Consider the following 21871-nt stretch of genomic DNA (forward strand, 5'->3'; position numbering starts at 1 on the left):
TCCAGGCTAACTATTATTCGACGAATATCTATCGGTTCTTTTTCGAATCTCCCGATTCCATTACTCTTATTATTTTGTCTTGAAATCTCTTTCAAAACGGCTGTCAATTCAATATGTCTACGAACGTGTTTCTTTTCTTGTTTCGCTTGTCTCTCAAAGCGGGTGCAAAAGTAGAAATCTTTTTTGATTCCTGCAAGAAAAATTTAAAGTTTTTTTTGAAATTTTCTCAATCCCAATTTCTTTGTTTTCCTTACCAGTCTCTCAACGAACTTCCGTGTTTTGCGGGGGTGCAAATGTAAAAAGCATTTTCAAATCTCACAAGCTTTTTTGAATCTTTTTTTGCTTTATTTCTAAAAACTCGATTCCTTTTCTTGTCAGTATTTCGATGAACGCCTTCGCTGTTGCGGGTGCAAAAGTAATACATCTATTTACATTTCCAACCCTTTTTTTTATATTTTTTCCATGTTTTCACAAACTATTTCTTAACTAACTGGTAACAGCTTTTTTACAAATCTATCTTTCTTGGATTTATGTAGGTTTTTTCTTGGTTTAGATGTGTTTTTATCAAATTTGATCGTTTATGTCTGGGCGATTTTATAGAATTATCAGAAATCAGGACCGTTTTAAAGACAATATCATTCTTTCTCCTAACAAAATTCCCTAAAACCCTCTTTAGCCCCGATAGAAGAGGAAATCCTTTTGCTTTTTTCTTTAAAAAGCAAAAGATTGAAGCGGATAGCGGGAATAAGCTACTAACAATATCAATAAATTTAAAACATCTGGCTTCCACTTAGCCAGACAATAATTTCAATCCTAATATATATAACATGATTTCTACTTATATAAAAAATAATCCCGATAGTCTTGTAACTATAGGGATTACTATTTTGAAATATTCAAGGTTATTTCCTTATCTCATTAATTGTTTGTACAAAAGCTTCAACAGGCTGCGCTCCTGAAACAGCATATTTTCTATCAAAAACAAAAAACGGCACACCCTGTACTCCAATTTGCTGTGCTTCGGCAATATCATTTTGCACATCATTCAAAAACACACTCTCATTTTCTATTACTTTACGAAGTTCATTTTTATCTAAACCTGCCTGAATCCCTAACTCTATTAAAGTCGAAGCATCATTTAAATCTTTTCCTTCAGTAAAATATGCTTTAAAGAAAACCTCTTCCATTTCATCACTCAGTTTCCTTGTTTTTGCTAAATGTATAATCCGATGAGCTGTTAGCGAATTCGAAACAATTGCTTTCTCAAAATGATAATCTAAACCAACATTTTTCGCACGTTCAACAACGGCTTTATGCATTTCTTTTGACTGCTCAACTGAAATACCTTTACGTTCAGCTAAAAAAGTATAAATATCCTTGCCATTCTGAGGAGCTATTGACGGATCGAGTTGAAAACTTTTCCATTCAATTTCAAACTCCTCATTTGGAAATTCCGCTAAAGCCTTTTCTAATTGTCTTTTTCCTATATAACAAAACGGACACATGATATCCGACCAAATTTCTATTTTCATACTACAAAGTTAGGAAAATTTGTTTCAGGTTTAAAGTTTCAGGTTTCACGTTGAATACTTTGTGTAAAGTTTGACCACAAAGCAATCCAAGTTTTTTTCTCAGCTCATATTTAAAAACGCAAAGTTCGCATAACTCTATTTAAATCTTATCACTTTACGATTAGACTAATACCTAACTTGAAACATGAAACAAAATAAAAAACCGCAACTCTTATTAAGAATTGCGGTTTCTAGGTATAAAAAATGGTTGGTTAATAGCGATATTTTTTTTTTACAATGATAAATCTTTAATTTGAAACTAAAAAATACCCCTGTAACAAAAAGCTATTCTGATGTTAACTATTTAACATTACAGGCATTACCAACATTGTAACAGTTTCTCCCTCTTCCAAACCATCAACCGGAGTTAAGATTCCGGCTCTATTAGGCAATGACATTTCTAACATAATCATATCTGATTGCAGGTTAGTCAACATTTCTGTTAAAAAACGTGAATTGAAACCAATTTGCAGATCATCACCCTGGTAATCGCAAGTTAATCTTTCCTCAGCTTTGTTTGAATAATCAATATCTTCAGCAGAAACATTTAATTCAGCTCCGGCGATTTTTAAACGAATTTGATGCGTAGTTTTATTTGAGAAAATCGCGACACGCTTAACAGAACTCAAAAATAAAGAACGGTCAATCATTAATCTGTTTGGATTTTCTTTTGGTATCACCGCTTCGTAATTTGGATACTTCCCATCGATTAGACGACACATCAAAATATAATTATCAAATGAGAAAGTTGCATTTGAATCGTTATATTCAATTTTTACTTCTGCATCAGAACTTCCAAGAATACTTTTTAAAATATTCAAAGGTTTTTTAGGCATAATAAAATCTGCAACCTGAGATGCTTTTACATCCGTACGTGCATATTTCACCAATTTATGAGCATCTGTAGCAACGAAAGTTAATCCTTCCGGTGAAAACTGAAAGAAAACTCCAGACATTACCGGGCGCAAATCATCATTACCAGCTGCGAAAATAGTTTTACTTACCGCAGTAGCCAATACATCTGCCGGAACGATAGTAACAGATGGGTCATCAAGATTTACTGATTTAGGAAATTCTTCTCCGGCAGCATAAGCCAATGCATACTTTCCTGAATTAGAACTAATTTCCACTGTGTTATTATCTTCAACTGTAAAGGCTAAAGGCTGCTCAGGAAATGTTTTTAAAATTTCAAGTAAAAGTTTTGCCGGCACAGCTACACTTCCCTTACTCTTAGAGTCGATTGATAATGTTGCCGACATTGTAGTTTCAAGATCTGAAGCAGAAACTGTCAACTCATCATTATTAAGTTCAAATAAGAAGTTGTCCAAAATAGGCAACGTATTGTTACTGTTAATTACACTACCTAAAACTTGTAATTGTTTTAATAAGTAAGAACTCGATACTATAAATTTCATCTGTTTGTTTTTAATTTTTGAGCCTATTTATCGGTTATTTAAACTTTAAAAATAAGGATTACAAATATATCGTAAACAATCTTAGTTTTACAATTTTTTTATTAACATCTATTTGCTGTATTTTCTTTTTCGGATATAGGTAAACAGAAGCCCGAAAACCAACAAAACTAAGATTGGAAGTCCGATAGTTATGAATTGCGTCTGAGTATAATTTTCATAAACTTTCTCTTTATCCAATAGAGGCAAATCTAAATCCTTACTTCTAATGTTAATAAGTCCGGTATCATCCAGCAAATAATTGATACAGTTCATTACAAAATCTTTGTTGTCGTATAAATTTCCTGAGCGCTGGTCGTAACCCAATTCCACTGGCATTCTGTTTTTATCCAATTGATTTCTAGCCAAATCACCATCAGAAATAACAATCATTTTAGTAGGTTTTCCTTTTGCTAAAAATGAATTTTCTTTGAAAGCCAAAACACGATTTTCAAAAACCGAATGAAAACTTCCTTCTAGTAAAACCGACATTGGTAAATTTCCTTTATTAAGATAATCCTTCGGAGAAGTCTGCTCTGAAACAATACCTAAATTGACTTCAAACGGCGTTCCTATTTTTTTGGAATAAGGTGATGACTGCAATAAAACAGTTTTCTTAACTCCGTTTTTCAATGTATCTATTGGACTGGCAAAATCAAATTTGATTCCGCCTAAATTTTTCACAATCGGATGTTTACTTTCAGGTGATACTAATGGCGTAAATTTCCAGATAAAATCCTGGTATTGTGTTGCACTTCCCTGCTCACCTGTCGCTAATTTTATTGGACTCCCCTGTTCGTCTTTTACCAAATCAGGATTGATCCTGAATCCGTATTTAAAGAACATATCATTCAGATTCAAATCCCTTGGATAAGCCAGAGTTGCCCCTGCCTGATTGTAAAGGCTGTCCATATCTGCAGACACCTGATCAATAAGCCACAATGATTTACCACCATTCATTATAAACTGATCTAAAACCTGTTTTTCCTCATCAGAAAAAGCTTCAGTAGGTTTTACGATAATTGCTAAATCATATTTCTTTAAGGCATTTAAACTTCCATTAGGATCTTTACCTACAGAGTCAAGCGTAAAAGGTCCTATGTAATAACTTTCACGAATTTGCATCAACATTTTGGCAATATGAATTTCATTCATTTCCCCATTCCCTTTAATGATCGCGACTTTCTTTTGCTTGTCTTTAGTAATTTTATTGATAGCATCCGCTATTGAGTATTCTAAATGCTGAATTGAACCTATTACTTTTTGCGTAGTAGAAGCCCCCATTCTATTCTTCAATAAGGGAATATTTATTTCCCGGTTGTTATAGACTGCAACTGCCCATGGAAAAACCATTGCCTGAGACTGTTTTCCCTTGTCATCAACCGTAATATTTACCGGAATTAAACCTTTTTGAAAAAGTGATTTTGTTAACGCTTCGCTTTCATCTTTATTTTCTAAAGGATTTACAAATTCAAAAACAATATTAGAATTATAAGCTTGAAACTCTTCTAACAACTGCCTGGTTTCTTGCTGCAAACGTCTGAAGTCAGCCGGCAAATCACCCTGCATATAAATCTTTACAGATAAAGGATTTTTCACCTGTTTAACAATCTGTAAAGAAGTTTCGGACAATGTATATCTTTTGTCTTTTGTTAAATCAAATCGATAAAAAAACAAAGAGCCTAATACATTCAGGACAACTAAAACAAAAATTGTGATCCATAACGTCTTGATATTTATTTGGGCAGATGGTTTCATTAGGCTTTAAAAGATTTTAATTGATAAACTGTAAATGACAAAAACAGAAGTGTAATACTTAAAAAGTAAATTACATCACGGGTGTCAATTACTCCCCTACTCATACTTTTAAAATGGTCCTGCATTCCTAAAACAGAAATAAAACCAGAAAATCCAGGAATTAGAGAAGCCAGTCCCTCAAAACCGTAATAAAAGAAAAAACATAAAAAAACAGAAACGATAAAGGCCACAATTTGATTTTCTGAAAGTGTAGAAGTAAAAATTCCAATAGCTGAATAAGCTGCAATCAGAAATAATAACCCGAAGTAAGAACCAATCGTACTTCCCATATCGATGTTTCCTTCAGGGAAGCCCAGATTTGAAATCACTTTTACATATACAAATGTTGGGATTATTGCCAAGATAATCAAAAATGCAGCACCTAAAAACTTTCCGTTTACAATTTGCCAAATTGATAATGGTTTAGTCAGCAGCAATTCCAGTGTTCCTTGTTTTTTTTCATCAGAAAAACTTCTCATGGTTACTGCCGGAATAAGGAAAATTAGAATCCAGGGTGCCAAAGTGAAGAATGGAGTCAAATCTGCATAACCTGTATTTAGAATATTATAATCTCCTTCAAAAACCCATAAAAATAGCCCGTTGCTGATTAAGAAAATCGCAATGACCAAATAGCCTATTGGAGAACCAAAAAAGGATTTTATTTCCCGTAAAATGATTGATTTCATGTAAAAACGTTTATTCGTTTAATCGTTTGATTTTGTTATTTGCTTTAGCATTATAACCAAAGGCATTACAAGCGCGCAAAAATACCAAAATTGATTCTTCTTTTTTAGAAAAAAAATAAAATTCCAATGAATATGTTTTGACTAATAATGAGCGCCTAAATACATTCTAATTTTACCTTTCATCTAAATCTTAAATTGTTAGAAAAACTGTATTGTAATCACATCTCTGTAATTCAGTCCTAATAAGCTATTTGCAGAACCAACTTTTGAAGGATTGCTTCTAAAAATAGCTATTTCCAGGAAACCGGCTTCATTAAAAATAGCCAGTTTTTCGCCTTCGTATGTTTTTATAGGATACTTATCCGAAGTGGCAATGGCAGAATAATTGGGCAAAATCGTTTTGATACTTTTAGGATTCATAACAATTTCGTAAGAACGACCTTTGGCAACCTCCAAAAATTGCTTTTTAGAGATATTAGTTACTACGTTTCCAAAATGGTCAATATAAATAACATACCCTTTAAGTGAATTGCCATCGTTTGAAACTACTGCCTGCAATTCGTTTATTTCTTTAATCTCTGTGATTTCTTTTCCAATAACATTTAACAACCCGCCTTTTGCAATATGACAGGCTACTTGTATAAAAACATCCAAGTCAGTATAATCGGCAGGAAAACGATCATGGATATTAATTTCGACAATTTTCTGCGGCACAATCTTTTGCGTCAGCATACTTAAAATCCCGTTATCAGCACAAATAAAGTAGTGATCATTCCACAGCATGGCGATATGCTGATTCTCTTTATTTAATTCAATATCGACGCCAATTAAATGAACAGTTCCTTTTGGAAAACTCAGATAGGAAGCACCAATAATGTAACTAGCTTCAGCAGTGTTGAATGGATCAATATCGTGTGAAATGTCTATGATTTTTGCTTCCGGAATTTCAGAAAGAATTTTACCCTTCAACGAACCAACAAAGTGGTCTTTCAAGCCATAATCGGTAGTAAGGGTAATTATTGACATATTTTTGTTTATAACTATTGGTAGTATTTAAATCTAATTTTCATTAAATTTGAGAAATGCAAAGCTAATAATACTTAATGCAAATTGAAAGAAAGAAAATGCAATTTGCCTTTAAAGATATAAACATACCCGACAGTAGATTTGCAGACAAATTTATTTTTAATTAAAAACTACCTCATTTGAACGAAAGAATAATTGAGCTAATAGACATCGCCCCTAAAGAATTTTGGGGCGCTCAGGACAGCCATTTGGAAATAATTAAAAAGTACTACCCAAAGCTTAAAATCGTAGCACGAGGGACCACTTTAAAGGCTTTTGGCGAAAAAGAAGTTTTAGATGAATTCGAAAAAAGATTTCAGAGGCTGATGCTTCATTTTACCCGATACAACAACATTGATGATAATGTAATTGAACGTGTGATTATGAGTGATGGTCAGGATGAAAGAAAATCATTAGATCATGACAAAATACTGGTTCATGGAGTTGGCGGTAAAATTATAAAAGCCATGACGCCTAATCAGCAATTACTTGTTGATACAATCAAAAAAAATGATATGGTGTTTGCTATTGGTCCTGCAGGAACCGGAAAAACGTATACCGGTGTTGCAATGGCAGTAAAAATGCTGAAAGATAAAGAAGTCAAAAGAATCATCCTTACACGTCCGGCGGTCGAAGCAGGCGAAAATCTTGGTTTTTTACCCGGGGATATGAAGGAAAAACTCGATCCGTACATGCAGCCGCTTTATGATGCTTTGCGTGATATGCTTCCAAACGAAAAACTCGAAGATTACATTTTAAAAGGAATTATTCAGATTGCGCCTTTGGCATTTATGCGCGGACGTACATTAGATAATGCTTTTGTAATTCTGGATGAAGCACAAAACACCACCCACTCACAAATGAAAATGTTTCTGACCCGTATGGGGAAAAACGCAAAATTCATGATTACGGGAGACCCGGGACAGGTCGATTTGCCAAGAAGAACTATTTCCGGTCTGAAAGAAGCTATTTTGGTGCTGAAGGATATTGAAGGAATCGGAATTATTTATCTCGATGACAAAGACATTGTACGTCACAGACTGGTTAAAAAGGTTATTGATGCTTATAAGCAAATAGAGAATCACGATTGATTTTATAAATGTCAAATGTAAAACGTGAAATGTGTTTTGATGTTTATTAATATTCGTTTTGTGCTTATTTTGAAATAGGTACAAAACGAATATTTTTTTTGAAGAAGTTTAAATGAAGAAAACATGAAACAACTGGATGACTTTTATCTCAATCTGGAAGAACCTGTAAAAGAAACATTTCTTGCCTTAAAGCAAATTATTCTAAAAAAAGATGATGCTATTACACATGTACTGAAATACGGAATGCCTTTTTTTTGTTATAAAGGAAAAATGTTCTGCTATTTATGGATTCACAAAAAACACAAAAAGCCCTATTTAAGTGTAGTAGAAGGGAAATATTTTGACGAGCCCTTTTTACTTCAGGAAGCTCGTTCCAGAATGAAAATAATGCTATTTGATTCAGATAAAGATTTACCTTTGGAACAAATTGAAGCTCTTTTGACAAAAGCTTTAAATTTATATAAATCAGGAGTTGTAAAAGTTTAAGTCTCTTCAGGAAATAGTTAAATAAATAATAAACTTGCCTTATTTCTGACTTCAGAACGTTTATAACTTTGGGCTTCCCGGCATAAAAGCTTAATTTTGCACCTCATAAATATTTGATTATTAATATGACTAAGCTTAAAAACATAAAAGTTGTAGTAAGTGATCTTGACGGAACTTTACTCAACCCTCAACACAGAATTTCAGATTACACTAAATCCATTTTTCAGGAACTTCACAATCAAAATTATCTTATCGTTGTTGCCACTGGCCGTCATCATCTGGATGCAATGGCTATAATTGAAACACTTGAAGTACCGGTTTATTTAGTGAGTTCAAACGGAGCCCGAATTCATTCACCTGAAAAAGAAGAATTGTTTTCTTTTAATTTAGACAGTGAGGTTGTAAAAGCTGCCTTAAATGTTGAAATAGATCCTGAAATCACCGTAGTTTTATTTAAAGAAAATGTTTGGCAGACCAATAAAATAAATGAAAGATTAAATGCTTTTCAGGCCGAATTAAAGTATCGCCCTGAATTGGTTGATTATAAAACCCTGGAAGATTTTGTTGCCATCAAAATTTTCTTCTCATGCGATAATCATGAAAAATTAGTAAAACTAAAAGATGCTGTTTTGGCTAATTCTTCAGAACATCTGCATCACGCTTTCAGTTTACCGACCTGTCTTGAATTTATGGATAAATCGATAGATAAAGCCGTTGCAATCGAAATGGTTCTTGAAAAAGAAGGTTTTACATTGTCTGAAGCCGTTTCATTTGGTGATGGCTTCAACGATGTTCAGATGTTATCCGCATCAGGAAAAGGATTGATCATGGGAAATGCCCCTGCTCTGTTGAAAGAAACCCTGCCGGATTTAGAAGTTATAAAAACCAATGCAGAAGATGGTGTAGCAAAGTACATCGCTTCCAGAATTTTGAATAAAGAGCTTGTAGAAGGTTAACCTAAAATATATATTCATCAAATACAGCATTCCTGAAATACTTATTCAGGGATTTTTTTATTGAATTAGGTATTTTACAAAGAATTTTACAAAAAATCATTTTTTTAATAGTTTCGTAATGTACTTTTGTTTTTACAAAAAGTATTATAATGACAAAAAACATTTTTATCCTTATCTTTTCATTTTTTGTAATTATTGGAAATAGCCAAAAACTGAAGTTAGAAGAAATAATGAAAGGTGAATCTTTTATTGGAAATCAACCAACAAACGGGCGCTGGTCTCTGGACGGTAAAAAAATCTATTTTGAATGGAATCCAAAAGATGAATTAGGAGCCAGCACTTATTTCTGGCAAAAAGGAATGGTTAAACCGGAATTGGCTACACCAAAAGAAGCTGCATTTTCTCAACTTGATTTTAAAACAAAACCAGGTTCAGATGTTGTTTATTACTTAGACAAAGGAAGTTTATATTCCTATTCGATTCAGTCAAAAACAGTAAAAAAACTGATTCAGCAGTCTATCCCATTGAGCAATTTAGAATTAGGCAGCCAGTCCGGAATTCTGTTTTTTGAGCAAAACAATAATTTATTTAAGTATAATACGAAAGAAGGAACGGTTTTACAAATCACCAATTTTAATAAAGGAAATAAAAAAGAAACAAAACCAGAAAAAGAAACTTTCCTGAATACACAGCAAAAAGAGTTATTTCAATTCATTAGAGATAAAGAAGCTAAGAAGCAATGGAATCTTGCCAAAGCTAAAGCTGTAAAATCTGATTTTGTCAAAGAATACTTTTATGGGAAAGATGATTTTTATAGTTTAAAAGTAAATCCAAATGGCGATTTTGCTACTTTCATGTTAGTAGAAGGGACAGAAGCGAAAAGAGAAAAAATGGAAGTCTTTATCACTGCTGATGGATACAATCAGACCCCTGAAACCAAAGAGAAAGTTTCGACATCTAATTTTGTAAAAACGAAATTCGGAATTTATTCTGTTGCAAAAGATTCCGTTTATTACGTGAATTTTTCAAATTTAAGCCATATTCAGGATACTCCTAAATATTATGAGCAATATGATAACCTGAAAAACAAAGCCAAAGAAGACAAACTGATTGTTGCTCAGGCGCCAGTTTACAATGAAAACGGTTCATTAGCCATTGTTGAAATCAGAAGCCAGGATAATAAAGACAGGTGGCTGGTAAATTTAAATCTTGACAAAGGAACTTTTGAAGAAATTGAATACCAGCACGACGAAGCCTGGATTGGTGGTCCGGGAATTCCCTCCTATTCATTTGATTCCGGTACTCTTGGCTTTTTGGCAGACAATGAAACTATTTATTATCAGTCTGAAGCTACTGGCTTTTCTCATTTGTACACTTATAATGTAAAAACAAAAAAGAAGAATCAGCTTACCACTGGAAACTGGGAAGTTAGGGATGTAACCTTGTCAAAGGACAAGAAAATATTCTATTTGAGTACCAACACCACACATCCGGGAAACAGAAATTTTTATAAATTAGCTCTTACTGATGGTATTTTACAACCCATTTTAACCAAAGACGGTGCACACGAAGTAGTACTTTCACCAGACGAAAAATCACTTTTAGTTCGTTATTCATATAAAAATATCCCATGGGATTTTTATGTTGCCGAAAATAAAAAGAACACATCATTACAGCAGATTTCTTCATCAGTCTCAGAAGATTTTAAAAAGTATCAATGGAGAGAGCCGGAAGTTATTACATTTAAAGCACAGGACGGAACTCCGGTAAATGCAAGATTATATACTCCTAAAGCTGAAATTGCTAACAAAGCCGCTATCATTTTCGTTCACGGTGCTGGTTATCTTCAAAATGCCCATAATTTCTGGAGCAATTATTACAGAGAATATATGTTCCATAATTTGTTAACCGATTTAGGTTACACTGTTTTGGATATTGATTACAGAGGAAGCGACGGCTATGGACGAGATTTCAGAACCGGAATTTACCGCTTTATGGGAGGAAAAGATTTGTCTGATCATTTAGATGGTAAAAAAGTACTAATCGAAAAATATGGCATTGATGCCAGCAGAGTTGGTATTTACGGAGGATCCTATGGCGGTTTTATTACTTTAATGGCAATGCTGACCACTCCTGGTGAATTTACTTCGGGAGCGGCACTACGATCTGTAACAGACTGGGCGCATTACAATCACGGATATACAGGAAATATTTTGAATTTTCCTGAAACAGATCCGGAAGCTTACAAGAAAAGTTCCCCTATTTATTATGCCGGTAATCTAAAAGGAAATTTAGTAATGCTGCACGGAATGGTAGATGACAATGTTGAATACAAAGATATTGTACGTTTGTCTCAGCGTTTTATTGAATTAGAAAAAAAGAACTGGAGTCTGGCTTCTTTCCCGGTTGAAGCACATGGTTTTAAAGAAACTTATTCCTGGATAGATGAGTACAGCCGGATCTTACATTTATTTAATTCGACACTTTTAAAACAATAATTTAGTTAATCGTTTATTGTTAATGGGAATTAATTCTTACAACAAAAACTATAAACTATTAACAATAAACTACCAACAAATAAACATTTGTTTGCTCTTTTAAATAGTTTTAAATTTGCATTCATAAAAACACAACTAAAAGACAATGAGCAATACAATCACAACCACAAATTTTAATTTCCCGAATCAGAAATCAGTTTACCGCGGAAAAGTGAGGGAAGTTTATAATATCAACGATGAACTTTTAGTAATGGTCGCTACTGACAGACTTTCGGCTTTTGATGTGGTTTTGCCAAAAGGAATTCCGTACAAAGGACAAATCCTGAACCAGATTGCTACAAAATTTATGGAATTGACAGAAGATATTGTTCCAAACTGGCTGATAGCAACTCCGGATCCAAATGTTGCTGTTGGACATTTATGTGAACCATTCAAAGTTGAAATGGTGATTCGAGGTTATCTTTCAGGACACGCAGCGAGAGAATATGCTGCAGGAAGAAGACAAATCTGTGGAGTTACAATGGCTGAAGGTTTGAAAGAAAATGATAAATTCCCTGAACCTATTATCACTCCAACGACAAAGGCTGATAATGGTTCTCATGATGAAGATATTTCCCGTGAAGACATTCTTGCAAAAGGAATTGTTTCTGAAGAAGACTATATTGTATTGGAGAAATTTACCCGTGACTTGTTTCAAAGAGGAACTGAAATTGCGGCTGAGCGTGGTTTAATTTTAGTAGATACCAAATACGAATTTGGAAAAACGAAAGAAGGTGTCATTGTTTTAATTGACGAAATTCACACACCGGATTCTTCCCGTTATTTTTATGCTGACGGATATGCCGAAAGACAGGAAAAAGGCGAAGAACAAAAACAATTATCAAAAGAGTTTGTGCGTCGCTGGCTGATCGAAAATGGTTTCCAGGGACAGGAAGGTCAGCAGATTCCTGAAATGACCGATGCCTACATCGAATCAGTGTCAGAAAGATATATCGAATTGTACGAAAATATTTTAGGAGAAAAATTCATTAAAGCTGACATTAACAATATTGATCAACGCATTGAAAAAAATGTATTAGATTATCTTGCTTCCAGACAGTAATTTGGGTTCAAATTGCTATTTTAAACCTTGAGAATTAGTATTACAAATAAAAAAATGCTTGCTATATGATAGCAGGCATTTGTTATTTTAGCCAGAATACTAATCTATGGCTGTTTTTTTTTAGTATTAGTGTAAACTTACTACCCTTGCTATCTTCCAGTCATTGTTTACATTTTTCCAAAAGATCATAAATCTTCCGGCTTTTGATTCTGTATTTGCCGGTTCAGTATTGTTATGAAATTTATGTAAGCCAATTTCCAAAGCTCCATAATCTTTTATTGGATACACCTCAACGCTTCCTTTTACTAATTCACGGGTGACTTTACCACAAACATTTTTCTGAGTACCTTCTATAATATCTTTTTTAGAAGTCATCAGTCCACCTTTGTCATGATAAAATTCTATATCCTCTAAATAAAAATCACCATATTTCTCAAGATTCTTGTCGCAAGAATTATAAAGTCCAAAGAAAATACTGTCCAGACTTATAATCTTTTTATAGAGTTCCGGATCGTCGGGTTTATAATTTTTGGTTACGGCATAATCATAATTCTTTTGAGAATTACAACTACTCAGGCAAAGTACCGACATCAAAATAGCCAAGGTGAGTATTATTTTTTTCATATAAACATTGAAATTATAGACAACTTGTTAATATTTTCTCAAATGTAAATTTAGATAAATAAAATCTTGCATTTAAAAAAATTTAACAATTACAACGTCTTTTGTAAAATTATCAAAACTACTGTAACGAAAATGATAATTTACCGTCTATATTGATAGCAAACAATTTAAATGGCTTATTTTATTATGTAAATGTTAATAAATAGTTAAAACATAGTACCTTGTAATGCATAATACAGAAATTAAATTACCTTTACATCAGAATTAAAAATCATCATCATTAATCAATCAAAAAACAACAATCATTATGAAAAAATCAATCGTTTATTTAGGAGTAGCTTTAGTAGCTTTTACAAATGTTTCTTTAGCTTCAGATTTTAAATCTTTTAATGGAGAGAAAAAAATTATAACTTCTCCTTACGATGCTTCACCGCTAAATGTGGCAATTTTAAAAGGAGACCTTCAAATCGTTTTGAAATTTATTGAATACGGAGCTGATGTAAATCAAATATCAGAAGACATGACTCCTTTAATGACAGCTGCACGTTACAACAAAGTTGAGATAGTTAAAATCTTATTGGCACAGGGAGCAAAACCAGGTATTAAAAATGAAAAAGGATTTACAGCTTTGAAATATGCAGAGTTATCTAATGCTGCAGAAGTAGTTGCCATTTTGAAAGGATTAAAATAAAAGTTTGAATCCAAAAATTTTGAGTTAGTAATAAAACGACCTTCCTGAGCAGAAGGTCGTTTTTATTTTTGATGTTTTCTTAGCCCCGATGGTACTGACATCCTTTTATGGCGGGGTTCGCCGTAAAAGATACAAGGAACAGCGGGATTAGCTCCTGAAAATTAATATCCTTTATTTGATATTTTCAGTATAAAAATACAAAAAGCACCATTAAAAATAATGATGCTTTTTCTTCCCCAAATTAAAATAACCAACTATTACTATTTACTCAATTGGAGCATGTTTTTTACGATTGAATATCCAGAACAGAATTGGGAAGACCAATAAGGTCAAAACTGTTGCTGTCATCAGCCCTCCGATAATTACAATGGCTAATGGTTTTTGTGACTCAGAACCAATTCCGGTTGAAATTGCTGCCGGTAACAAGCCTATTGAAGCCATTAATGCTGTCATCACTACCGCCCTGGTTCTGGCTTTCACACCCATAAAAATAGATTCTTCAAGTGAAAACTTAGCCTTGAGATTATGATGAAATTCGGATATCAGGATAACCCCGTTTTGAATACAGATTCCGAGTAAGGCGATAAAACCAACTCCAGCCGAGATTCCGAAATTCATACCTGTTAAGTGCAACGCGATGATTCCACCAATAACAGCAAACGGGACATTGGCCAAAACAAGCAATGAATCTTTAATATTACCGAATAAGATAAATAACAGGACAAAAATCCCTATTAAACTGATAGGTACCACCTGAGCCAGACGCGCACTGGCACGAACCTGATTTTCAAATTCGCCTGTCCAGCCTGTGGTATAGCCTGCAGGCATTTTTACCTGAGCTACTTTTTCCTGCGCTTCCGCAATGGCACTTCCCAAATCACGGTCACGAACTGAGAATTTTACACCAATAAATCGTTTGGTATTGTCTCTGTAAATAAAGGCCGGACCTGTAACGGTTTTAATATCACAGATTTCTTTCAGTGGAATTTTAGCACCGCTGATGGTTGGCACTTTTAACTCTGCCAAATCTTCTTCGTCTTTTCTGTATTCTTTGGAGAAACGAACCCTTACATCAAATTTCTTTTCGTCTTCATACTTTTGAGTAGCGGTTTTTCCACCAAAAGCCAGTTCTAAAACAGCCTGAGCATCACCCAAAGTTACGCCGTAAGCCGCCATTTTTTCTCTGTCCAGAATCACACTGATTTCTGGCTGGCCAACATTTCTCAGAATTCCGACGTCTTTTATACCGGGAATATTTTTGATTTTCGCTAAAACCTCATTTGATAATTCGTCGAGTTTATCGAGATCATCTCCATAAATTTTCACAGCATTTGAAGCTTTGAAACCCGCTACAGATTCGGCTACGTTGTCGATAACCGGTTGTGAATAATTATAGGTAATTCCCTGATGTACTTTTAGCTTTTGATCCATTTCGTTAATCAGCTCATCCATATTGATTTTGCGTGTCCATTCTGATTTCGGTTTCAAATCTACCTGAAGCTGAATGAATCCAAAACCGTTCGGGTCTGTTCCGTCGTTGCTTCGTCCTGTTTGCGAAAGCACTTTTTTGACTTCCGGAAAAGTTTCCAGATCTTTTCTGATCATTGCCGCTGTCTGCACACTCTCCGGAAGCGATGTACTCATTGGCAGTTCTGCTGTTACCCACAAAGCACCTTCGTTTAACTGAGGTAAAAATTCGGTTCCTAAAAATGACGCCGAAAAGAAAGTTACAGCAATAATCGAAATTGAAATAATTAATGATTTTACTTTATGCTTGAATGTCCAGGCAAAACCTTTCCCTACAATTCGGTCCCAAAAATTTACGAAAGGATTGTTTTTCTCTTTTACATTTTTATTTAAAAGAATGTGGGACAAAACCGGCACCAGCGTTAAAGTGAAAAGTAAAGCCCCCATTAAGGCAAAACCTAACGTAAAGGCCAAAGGCGAAAACATTTTTCCTTCTACTTTCTGAAAAGAAAATATCGGTAGTAAAGCCGTAATGATAATTAACTTAGAAAAGAAAATGGCTTTACCCATTTCTGTTCCGGTCTTTTTGATCAGGCTTCCTTTTGCAATTTTGTTATAGGCAGTCATTCCTAATTGGTGTGCGCGATGATCCAAAACCACAAACAATCCTTCGACCATCACCACCGCACCGTCAATAATAATTCCGAAATCGACCGCACCCAGACTCAGTAGATTGGCGCTCATTCCCATCATTTTCAGACATAAAAAGGCAAACAATAACGAAAGCGGAATCACAATCGAAACCGTAAAAGTAGTCCTCCAGTCAGCCATAAAAAGAAACACAACGCAGGTTACCAGAATAATTCCTTCAAATAAATTGTGCATTACCGTTTCTGTCGTGAAATTCATCAGATTATCACGATCGTAAAAAGTTTCTATTTTAATGTCTTTCGGCAGTATGTTTTCATTTAAGTCTTTGATTTTATCTTTAATTAAAGCTAAAGTTTCCTGTGCATTTTCGCCTTTACGCATTACAACAATTCCTTCAACTGCATCATCATTGTTACCAATACCCGTCTGCCCTACTCTTGGCATGGAACTTTCATAAACAGAAGCTACGTTTTTAACTAAAATCGGATTTCCTCCGGCCTGATCCACAATGATGTTTTCAATGTCTTTTCGGGATTTTAAAAGTCCAACTCCGCGAACTACAAATGCCTGTCCGTTTTTTTCGATGATATCACCACCGACATTTAAATTCCCTGCATCAACGGCATTATAAACCTGAAGCGGGGTAATATTGTATTTTGCTAATTTTACGGGGTCAACACCAACTTCGTACGTTTTAGTCTGACCTCCAAAAACATTCAAATCGGCCACACCAGGAACAGAACGAAGCTGTTTGTCGATCACCCAGTTTTGATAGGTTAATAATTCACGACTATCCCTGCTGTCGCTTTTTACAATATATCGGAATATTTCTCCTGTTGGTCCGTAAGGCGGCTGTACATCGGGTTCAACATCGTCCGGAAGCGTAACATTTTTCAATAAATTATTAACCTGAAAACGTGCGAATGTATCATCTACCCCATCATCAAAAATGATTTTGATCACCGATAATCCAAACATAGTAATACTTCTTACACTCGTCTTTTTCTGAACCGAGTTCATGGAAATTTCAATAGGCGAAGTAACAAAACGTTCTACTTCTTCAGCACTTTTTCCGTTCCATTGCGTAATAATGATAATTTGAGTATTGGTTACATCGGGAAAAGCATCAATGGGCATATTTTTGAAGGAAATAAATCCTGCAACCGCCAGTAATCCCACCCAAAAAAAGGTGAATGCTTTGTTCTTAAGCGAAAAAGCAATAATATTTCGTATGAATTTGTTCATGTCTTATTCGTTTAAAGCACGGTAAATAAACAGCTGATTGTTGGTAATGACTTTTTCATTTTCTTTTAAACCGCTTGAGATGTAGGTAGTTTTACCCACCACTCTGTAAACCTCAACTTGTCTGGTTTCGATATTGTGACGGTCTTTGAAAATCATGACGAAATTTTTACTTTTATCGAAAACAATAGCATCACTCGGAATGGCAATCATCGATTTATCTTCTTTAAAAGACAGTTTGATGTTGGCATTCATATCCGGTTTCAGCAAAAATCCAGGGTTTTGCAGTTTAACCCTTGCCTGCATTGCTTTTGTTTCCGGATCAATTACGTTGAAAATTTTATCTACTTTTCCTTTAAAAACTTTATCCGGATAACTCAAAGTCGTAACATCTGCATCGATTCCTAATTTTACTTTATTGATGTCCGTCTCGTTAATGTTTGCCATTGCCCAGACTTCACTTATTTCAGCAATGTCAAAAATATTTTCTGAGCGGTCACTTCTTAAAAGCATATCCTGATTGATGCTTTTTTGAATGACAAAACCGCTGATTGGTGCTGTTACCTCGTAAATAGAACCTGCTTTGATATTGTAGATTTTATACGTTTCCTGCACTTTACTTAACTGTGACTGTGCTTTATTTACTTCCGATTTTGCCTGAAGTACATCGCTTTCAGAGTTTAATTTTCCGTCAAATAATTCCTGGGCAACTTTCAGGTTGTTTTTGGCTACGAGCAAATCACTTTTAGCATCAAGGGATTGCTTTTCGAAATCAGCAATATCGGTACTTTTTATGGTTGCCAAAACCTGACCTTTTTTTACATAATCGCCAAGTTCAACATTTACCTTCATTACGTTTCCGCCTACAAGTGGGTAAACATCAATCATTTTATTGTTGTCGGCCGTGATTTTTCCGTAAAAGTTCAATTCGTTGGTTACGGGCTGTGTCTGCGCAACTGCCGTTGTTGTCGTTTTCAGCATGTTATCGCTCAAAGCAAAAGAGGTGTTGATCTGCGGATTCTCTACTTCTTTTTTACAGCCTGCAATGGATAAACTCACAATTGCAATTCCGATGATTAGTTTATGTTTCATTTTATTTAGTTTTAAAATAAGTCTTTGTTGATGGTACTGTTTAATTCTTCTGCAGACAGCGCCAGTTTTTTCTTTAACTCGTTTACCTGAATATTCGCCTGATTGTAGCTTTCCATAAAATCTGTAAATTCTAATAAGCTGATATTTCGTTTCTGGAAATTGGTTAAGATTCCGTTATAAACGGCTTCAAAATCAGAGTTTACGGTTGGTTTTATCAAAACATAATTTTTACGCGATTCGTCCCATTTATTCCAGGCAGATGTAATTTCAGTCTGAAGCTGCAATTCAAAATTTTGTTTTTCAATTTTTGACTGTTCCAGAATGGTCTTTGCGTACTTGATATTTCCTTTATTTTGATTCCAGAGCGGCAATGGAATTCCAACAGTCAAATTCGCTTCATTATTAAAAGCACCACTTCGCTGATCGTATTTCGCTCCTAAGGTGATATCCGGAACCGAAAGTGATTTTTGCCATTTTACATTTAGCTCATTGGCATCGATTTCTTTTTGTTTTGCCAGATAATCGGGTCTGTTTGCAATGGCTTCATTTTCGAAAGATTTTAAATCAAAATCAATCGTTTTTAAGTATTTGCTGAATTCGTCTTTTGAAACATTCGGAACAATTTCTTCTGTAGAATTCATAAGCAATTTCAAATTCGCCTGTTCTTCGATGTTGCTATTTACTACTTCCATTCGCTCATTTTTAAAATTCAGATAAAGCGATTGCAGACGCACAACATCCCTTAAAGGAATATTTCCTTTTTGTGCCTGAACTGAATAGGAATTGATTAAATCTTCAATGTGAGCCAATTGTTTGTCTGTAGTTTCCAGACTTTTGGAGTTGTAATAAACCGTATAAAAGCTTTTACGCAATTGCAGTTTCAAGGTTCTCAGCAAATCATTGAATTGCAATTCTGCCAGCTGTTCATTGGTTTGTGCTAATTTTATTTCGTTGCGTTTTTTGCCACCCAGATAAATCAGCTGCTCGATACCAAATACTTTCTGTCCCTGTTTCCCTATATCGAAATATTTATCCCGATCCGGATTGTAAGCGTTTAGTTCTGCTGAAATCACTGGATTGTCCCAAATGCGTGCCTGAATGGTAAGTGCTTTTGAAGCATCAACGTTGTAATGCGAAGCGAGCAGAAAGAGATTGTTCTTTAAAAACTGAGTTTCACAATCTTCTAAAGTGACTGTTTTTTGAGCCAGAACCATCTGATTCATGGCAATCAGCAGGAATAATGCAAATAACTTTTTCATCGTATCATTTTTATTTGATACAAATATGCTATTGCGAGACTTTAAGACACCTTAAGAAAGACCTTAAAAAGTGCTTAAAAAAAATTAAGAAGGATTAAATTAATGAAAAATCAATTGGAATAAATTGCTGTTTTCAGCAGGTACACTATACCTGATTTTTGCATTATGAAGTGTTAAAATACGATTTACAATACGTAATCCAAGTCCGAAACCGGAAGTCCCTTTCGAATTCTCCCCACGCATAAAAGGCTGGAAAAGGTTTCTCTGTTCGTTTTCGCTCAGTGTTTTTCCAGTATTTAAAACCGAGATTATCAAATGATTTTCCTGAGTACTAATTTTGACTTTTGCCTGTTTGTTATCCGAGTACACACAGGCATTTTTTAGAACATTGCTCAAAGCAATTTCCAAAAGGTTTTTATTTCCTTTGATTTCTAAAGCCGTATCGAGATTCTCGCTTTCTTCTATTTCAAAAAGAATAACAAAATCCGGAAACGTTTTATTTAAATTTTCAATGGCCGAAAACAAAATTTCATCCATTCGTTGAATTTCATCATTGGCAGAAGTGTTTGTATCAATTTTAGACAACACCAGTAAAGAATGAATGAGTTCCGATAAATGATTGACATCTGATAAAATAGTACTCAAAAAAGTTTTTCCTTTAATAGATGTTTCCGGGTCTGCAATTGTATTTTCAATTTGCGAAGTAATTCTCGATAACGGAGTTCTGAGTTCGTGTGATGCATGAGCAGTGAATTCTTTTTGTTTTTGATATGAAACCTCTATTCGATCCATCATAAAATTGAACTCATTGGCAATCAGGTCAATTTCGTTTTTATTGCTTTTAGATTCAACTCGGGTATCCAGATTGTTCTCGTTTATATTTTTAATCTTCTGATGAAAAATACTTAACGGATTCATCGCTTTTTTTACCATTAAAGAAGTTAAAACCCAGCAAATACAAGTAAAAAAGATATAAGAAATGATTAAGGTATATCGTAAAAAAAGTAGTTTCCGTTTGCCGTAATCATCTGTGGCCGATATTAAAGCATAAAAATCCCTGTCTTTGGTATCATAAAAAACACCATATACTTCATAATCGCCTTGTTGCTTAAAAAACGTTTTGTGTTTTTTCAGGTATTTTAAATCGTCGACAGACCAGTTAATTTTAGCATCGTCAATACTGCTATAGATCAGTTTGAAATGAGAATCGAAAACCAGTGTTTTTTCATCATACAATTTATTGATCGAATTCTGATCAATCATTTTTAAAAGCTGATCGTCAACTTCTTTTACATTTACGAGGAGTTTAATGTTCGAAAGAGCTTTTATTTCTAAACGATCCCGAAATTCTTCTTTCCTGAAATTAGAATACAAAACAAAAATCACAGTAGAAGCCAGCCCAAAAAGAATTGTGAAGAGCAGACTTACTAAGAGTGATATCCTGTTTTTTAATGTCATTCCTGATCGCTTAGATAATATCCGTAACCAATTTTGGTTCGGATTAGTTTGGTTTCGTGGTCTTTGTCAATTTTTTTTCGAAGAAAATTAATGTAAACTTCAATGGTATTCTGATTGGTTTCGATATGATAATCCCACAATTTTTCGGCTATGAATTGTTTTGAAAGCACTTTCCCTTTGGCCTGAGCCAAAATCAGAATCAGTTTGAATTCTTTAGGTGTAAGTTTTATTTCTTCGCCTGCGCGGAATACCTTCATTTCGGATTCTCCAATTTCCAGATCCTGGATTACAATCTTATCTTCAGCCTGTTGTGGAATTTCTTTTCGTCTTAAAAGAGAAGAAATCCTGGCATACAATTCTTCAAAATGGAAAGGTTTTACCAGATAATCATCGGCACCGCTATCAAAAGAAGCTAATTTGTCTTCGATTTCGCTGAAAGCAGTCAGCATGATGATGGGTGTTTTTTTATCTGTTTCGCGAATCTTTTTACAAACTTCGATTCCGTTTATACCGGGAACATTGATATCAAGAATAATCAGATCATATTCATAAGGGAAATATTTCCTTAAAAGCAATGCTCCATCATAATACGGCACACACTCGAATTCTTTTGAAGCAAAGAACACCGCTATTTCTTTGGATAAAGTAAAATCGTCTTCGAGTAGTAAAATTTTCATATCTGTT

Annotated in this window: 17 protein-coding genes; 6 read left to right on the forward strand and 11 right to left on the reverse strand. The window is 34.3% G+C overall.

Annotated features, from left to right (window positions below; all coding sequences use genetic code 11):
- Window positions 1–902: 902 nt before the first annotated feature.
- The 5 genes from K8B81_RS08855 to K8B81_RS08875 all read right to left on the reverse strand — a co-directional run bounded on the left by K8B81_RS08855 (window position 903) and on the right by K8B81_RS08875 (window position 6531).
- On the reverse strand, window positions 903–1532 hold the full coding sequence (locus K8B81_RS08855; protein ID WP_223680968.1) for a DsbA family oxidoreductase: 630 nt from the start codon (window positions 1530–1532) through the stop codon (window positions 903–905).
- A gap of 335 nt (window positions 1533–1867) precedes the next feature.
- A complete protein-coding gene (dnaN, locus tag K8B81_RS08860) occupies window positions 1868–2986 on the reverse strand; it encodes a DNA polymerase III subunit beta (protein WP_223680970.1) in 1119 nt (372 codons plus the stop codon).
- A gap of 108 nt (window positions 2987–3094) precedes the next feature.
- A complete protein-coding gene (gene gldG / locus K8B81_RS08865; protein WP_223680972.1) occupies window positions 3095–4780 on the reverse strand; it encodes a gliding motility-associated ABC transporter substrate-binding protein GldG in 1686 nt (561 codons plus the stop codon).
- Window positions 4780–5505 carry a gliding motility-associated ABC transporter permease subunit GldF gene (gene gldF / locus K8B81_RS08870; protein ID WP_223680974.1) on the reverse strand — a complete coding sequence of 242 codons (726 nt, stop codon included), beginning with the start codon at window positions 5503–5505 and terminating at the stop codon, window positions 4780–4782. The genes gldG and gldF overlap by 1 nt, the downstream gene beginning before the upstream one ends.
- Window positions 5506–5703: 198 nt before the next feature.
- On the reverse strand, window positions 5704–6531 hold the full coding sequence (locus K8B81_RS08875) for an SAM hydrolase/SAM-dependent halogenase family protein (RefSeq protein ID WP_223680976.1): 828 nt from the start codon (window positions 6529–6531) through the stop codon (window positions 5704–5706).
- A 179-nt stretch (window positions 6532–6710) separates the two neighbouring features.
- On the opposite strand from K8B81_RS08875, the gene K8B81_RS08880 reads away from it, so the two are divergent.
- The 5 genes from K8B81_RS08880 to K8B81_RS08900 all read left to right on the forward strand — a co-directional run bounded on the left by K8B81_RS08880 (window position 6711) and on the right by K8B81_RS08900 (window position 12703).
- Window positions 6711–7661 (forward strand): PhoH family protein, encoded by a 951-nt coding sequence (locus K8B81_RS08880; protein WP_223680978.1) that lies wholly within the window; start codon window positions 6711–6713, stop codon window positions 7659–7661.
- A gap of 123 nt (window positions 7662–7784) precedes the next feature.
- The gene (locus tag K8B81_RS08885; protein WP_223680980.1) at window positions 7785–8147 is read left to right on the forward strand and encodes a DUF1801 domain-containing protein; all 363 of its coding nucleotides are present in this window, start codon (window positions 7785–7787) and stop codon (window positions 8145–8147) included.
- 125 nt (window positions 8148–8272) lie between these two features.
- On the forward strand, window positions 8273–9103 hold the full coding sequence (locus K8B81_RS08890; RefSeq protein ID WP_223680982.1) for a Cof-type HAD-IIB family hydrolase: 831 nt from the start codon (window positions 8273–8275) through the stop codon (window positions 9101–9103).
- 149 nt (window positions 9104–9252) lie between these two features.
- On the forward strand, window positions 9253–11601 hold the full coding sequence (locus K8B81_RS08895; protein WP_223680984.1) for a S9 family peptidase: 2349 nt from the start codon (window positions 9253–9255) through the stop codon (window positions 11599–11601).
- 145 nt (window positions 11602–11746) lie between these two features.
- Window positions 11747–12703, forward strand: a complete 957-nt coding sequence (locus K8B81_RS08900) for a phosphoribosylaminoimidazolesuccinocarboxamide synthase (protein WP_223680986.1) — start codon at window positions 11747–11749, stop codon at window positions 12701–12703.
- Between the two features lie 126 nt (window positions 12704–12829).
- Here the strand turns inward: K8B81_RS08900 and K8B81_RS08905 are convergent, their stop codons facing one another.
- A complete protein-coding gene (locus K8B81_RS08905; protein ID WP_223680988.1) occupies window positions 12830–13327 on the reverse strand; it encodes a nuclear transport factor 2 family protein in 498 nt (165 codons plus the stop codon).
- A 307-nt stretch (window positions 13328–13634) separates the two neighbouring features.
- On the opposite strand from K8B81_RS08905, the gene K8B81_RS08910 reads away from it, so the two are divergent.
- Complete coding sequence (locus K8B81_RS08910) at window positions 13635–14018, forward strand: ankyrin repeat domain-containing protein (RefSeq protein WP_223680990.1); 384 nt, start codon at window positions 13635–13637, stop codon at window positions 14016–14018.
- A 264-nt stretch (window positions 14019–14282) separates the two neighbouring features.
- On the opposite strand, the gene K8B81_RS08915 is transcribed toward K8B81_RS08910, so the two are convergent.
- The 5 genes from K8B81_RS08915 to K8B81_RS08935 form a co-directional block, all read right to left on the reverse strand.
- On the reverse strand, window positions 14283–17381 hold the full coding sequence (locus K8B81_RS08915) for an efflux RND transporter permease subunit (RefSeq protein WP_223680992.1): 3099 nt from the start codon (window positions 17379–17381) through the stop codon (window positions 14283–14285).
- 3 nt (window positions 17382–17384) lie between these two features.
- Window positions 17385–18470, reverse strand: coding sequence for an efflux RND transporter periplasmic adaptor subunit (locus tag K8B81_RS08920; protein ID WP_223680994.1), 1086 nt, complete (start codon window positions 18468–18470; stop codon window positions 17385–17387).
- Between the two features lie 11 nt (window positions 18471–18481).
- A complete protein-coding gene (locus K8B81_RS08925; RefSeq protein ID WP_223680996.1) occupies window positions 18482–19729 on the reverse strand; it encodes a TolC family protein in 1248 nt (415 codons plus the stop codon).
- 99 nt (window positions 19730–19828) lie between these two features.
- Entirely contained in the window at window positions 19829–21187 is a 1359-nt protein-coding gene (locus K8B81_RS08930; RefSeq protein WP_223680998.1) for a sensor histidine kinase, read from the reverse strand.
- A complete protein-coding gene (locus K8B81_RS08935) occupies window positions 21184–21864 on the reverse strand; it encodes a response regulator transcription factor (protein WP_223680999.1) in 681 nt (226 codons plus the stop codon). Before K8B81_RS08935 ends, K8B81_RS08930 begins: the two co-directional genes overlap by 4 nt.
- Between the last annotated feature and the right edge of the window lie 7 nt (window positions 21865–21871).

The sequence above is a fragment of the Flavobacterium hibisci genome (assembly GCF_020026925.1).
Taxonomy (GTDB): Bacteria; Bacteroidota; Bacteroidia; order Flavobacteriales; family Flavobacteriaceae; genus Flavobacterium; species Flavobacterium hibisci.

Excerpts from the sequence above, each read along its gene's own strand:
- K8B81_RS08855 (WP_223680968.1), bottom strand. The coding sequence starts at position 1,532 with ATGAAAATAGAAATTTGGTCGGATATCATGTGTCCGTTTTGTTATATA.
- dnaN (WP_223680970.1), bottom strand. The coding sequence starts at position 2,986 with ATGAAATTTATAGTATCGAGTTCTTACTTATTAAAACAATTACAAGTT.
- gldG (WP_223680972.1), bottom strand. The coding sequence starts at position 4,780 with ATGAAACCATCTGCCCAAATAAATATCAAGACGTTATGGATCACAATT.
- gldF (WP_223680974.1), bottom strand. The coding sequence starts at position 5,505 with ATGAAATCAATCATTTTACGGGAAATAAAATCCTTTTTTGGTTCTCCA.
- K8B81_RS08875 (WP_223680976.1), bottom strand. The coding sequence starts at position 6,531 with ATGTCAATAATTACCCTTACTACCGATTATGGCTTGAAAGACCACTTT.
- K8B81_RS08885 (WP_223680980.1), top strand. The coding sequence starts at position 7,785 with ATGAAACAACTGGATGACTTTTATCTCAATCTGGAAGAACCTGTAAAA.
- K8B81_RS08890 (WP_223680982.1), top strand. The coding sequence starts at position 8,273 with ATGACTAAGCTTAAAAACATAAAAGTTGTAGTAAGTGATCTTGACGGA.
- K8B81_RS08895 (WP_223680984.1), top strand. The coding sequence starts at position 9,253 with ATGACAAAAAACATTTTTATCCTTATCTTTTCATTTTTTGTAATTATT.
- K8B81_RS08900 (WP_223680986.1), top strand. The coding sequence starts at position 11,747 with ATGAGCAATACAATCACAACCACAAATTTTAATTTCCCGAATCAGAAA.
- K8B81_RS08905 (WP_223680988.1), bottom strand. The coding sequence starts at position 13,327 with ATGAAAAAAATAATACTCACCTTGGCTATTTTGATGTCGGTACTTTGC.
- K8B81_RS08910 (WP_223680990.1), top strand. The coding sequence starts at position 13,635 with ATGAAAAAATCAATCGTTTATTTAGGAGTAGCTTTAGTAGCTTTTACA.
- K8B81_RS08915 (WP_223680992.1), bottom strand. The coding sequence starts at position 17,381 with ATGAACAAATTCATACGAAATATTATTGCTTTTTCGCTTAAGAACAAA.
- K8B81_RS08920 (WP_223680994.1), bottom strand. The coding sequence starts at position 18,470 with ATGAAACATAAACTAATCATCGGAATTGCAATTGTGAGTTTATCCATT.
- K8B81_RS08925 (WP_223680996.1), bottom strand. The coding sequence starts at position 19,729 with ATGAAAAAGTTATTTGCATTATTCCTGCTGATTGCCATGAATCAGATG.
- K8B81_RS08930 (WP_223680998.1), bottom strand. The coding sequence starts at position 21,187 with ATGACATTAAAAAACAGGATATCACTCTTAGTAAGTCTGCTCTTCACA.
- K8B81_RS08935 (WP_223680999.1), bottom strand. The coding sequence starts at position 21,864 with ATGAAAATTTTACTACTCGAAGACGATTTTACTTTATCCAAAGAAATA.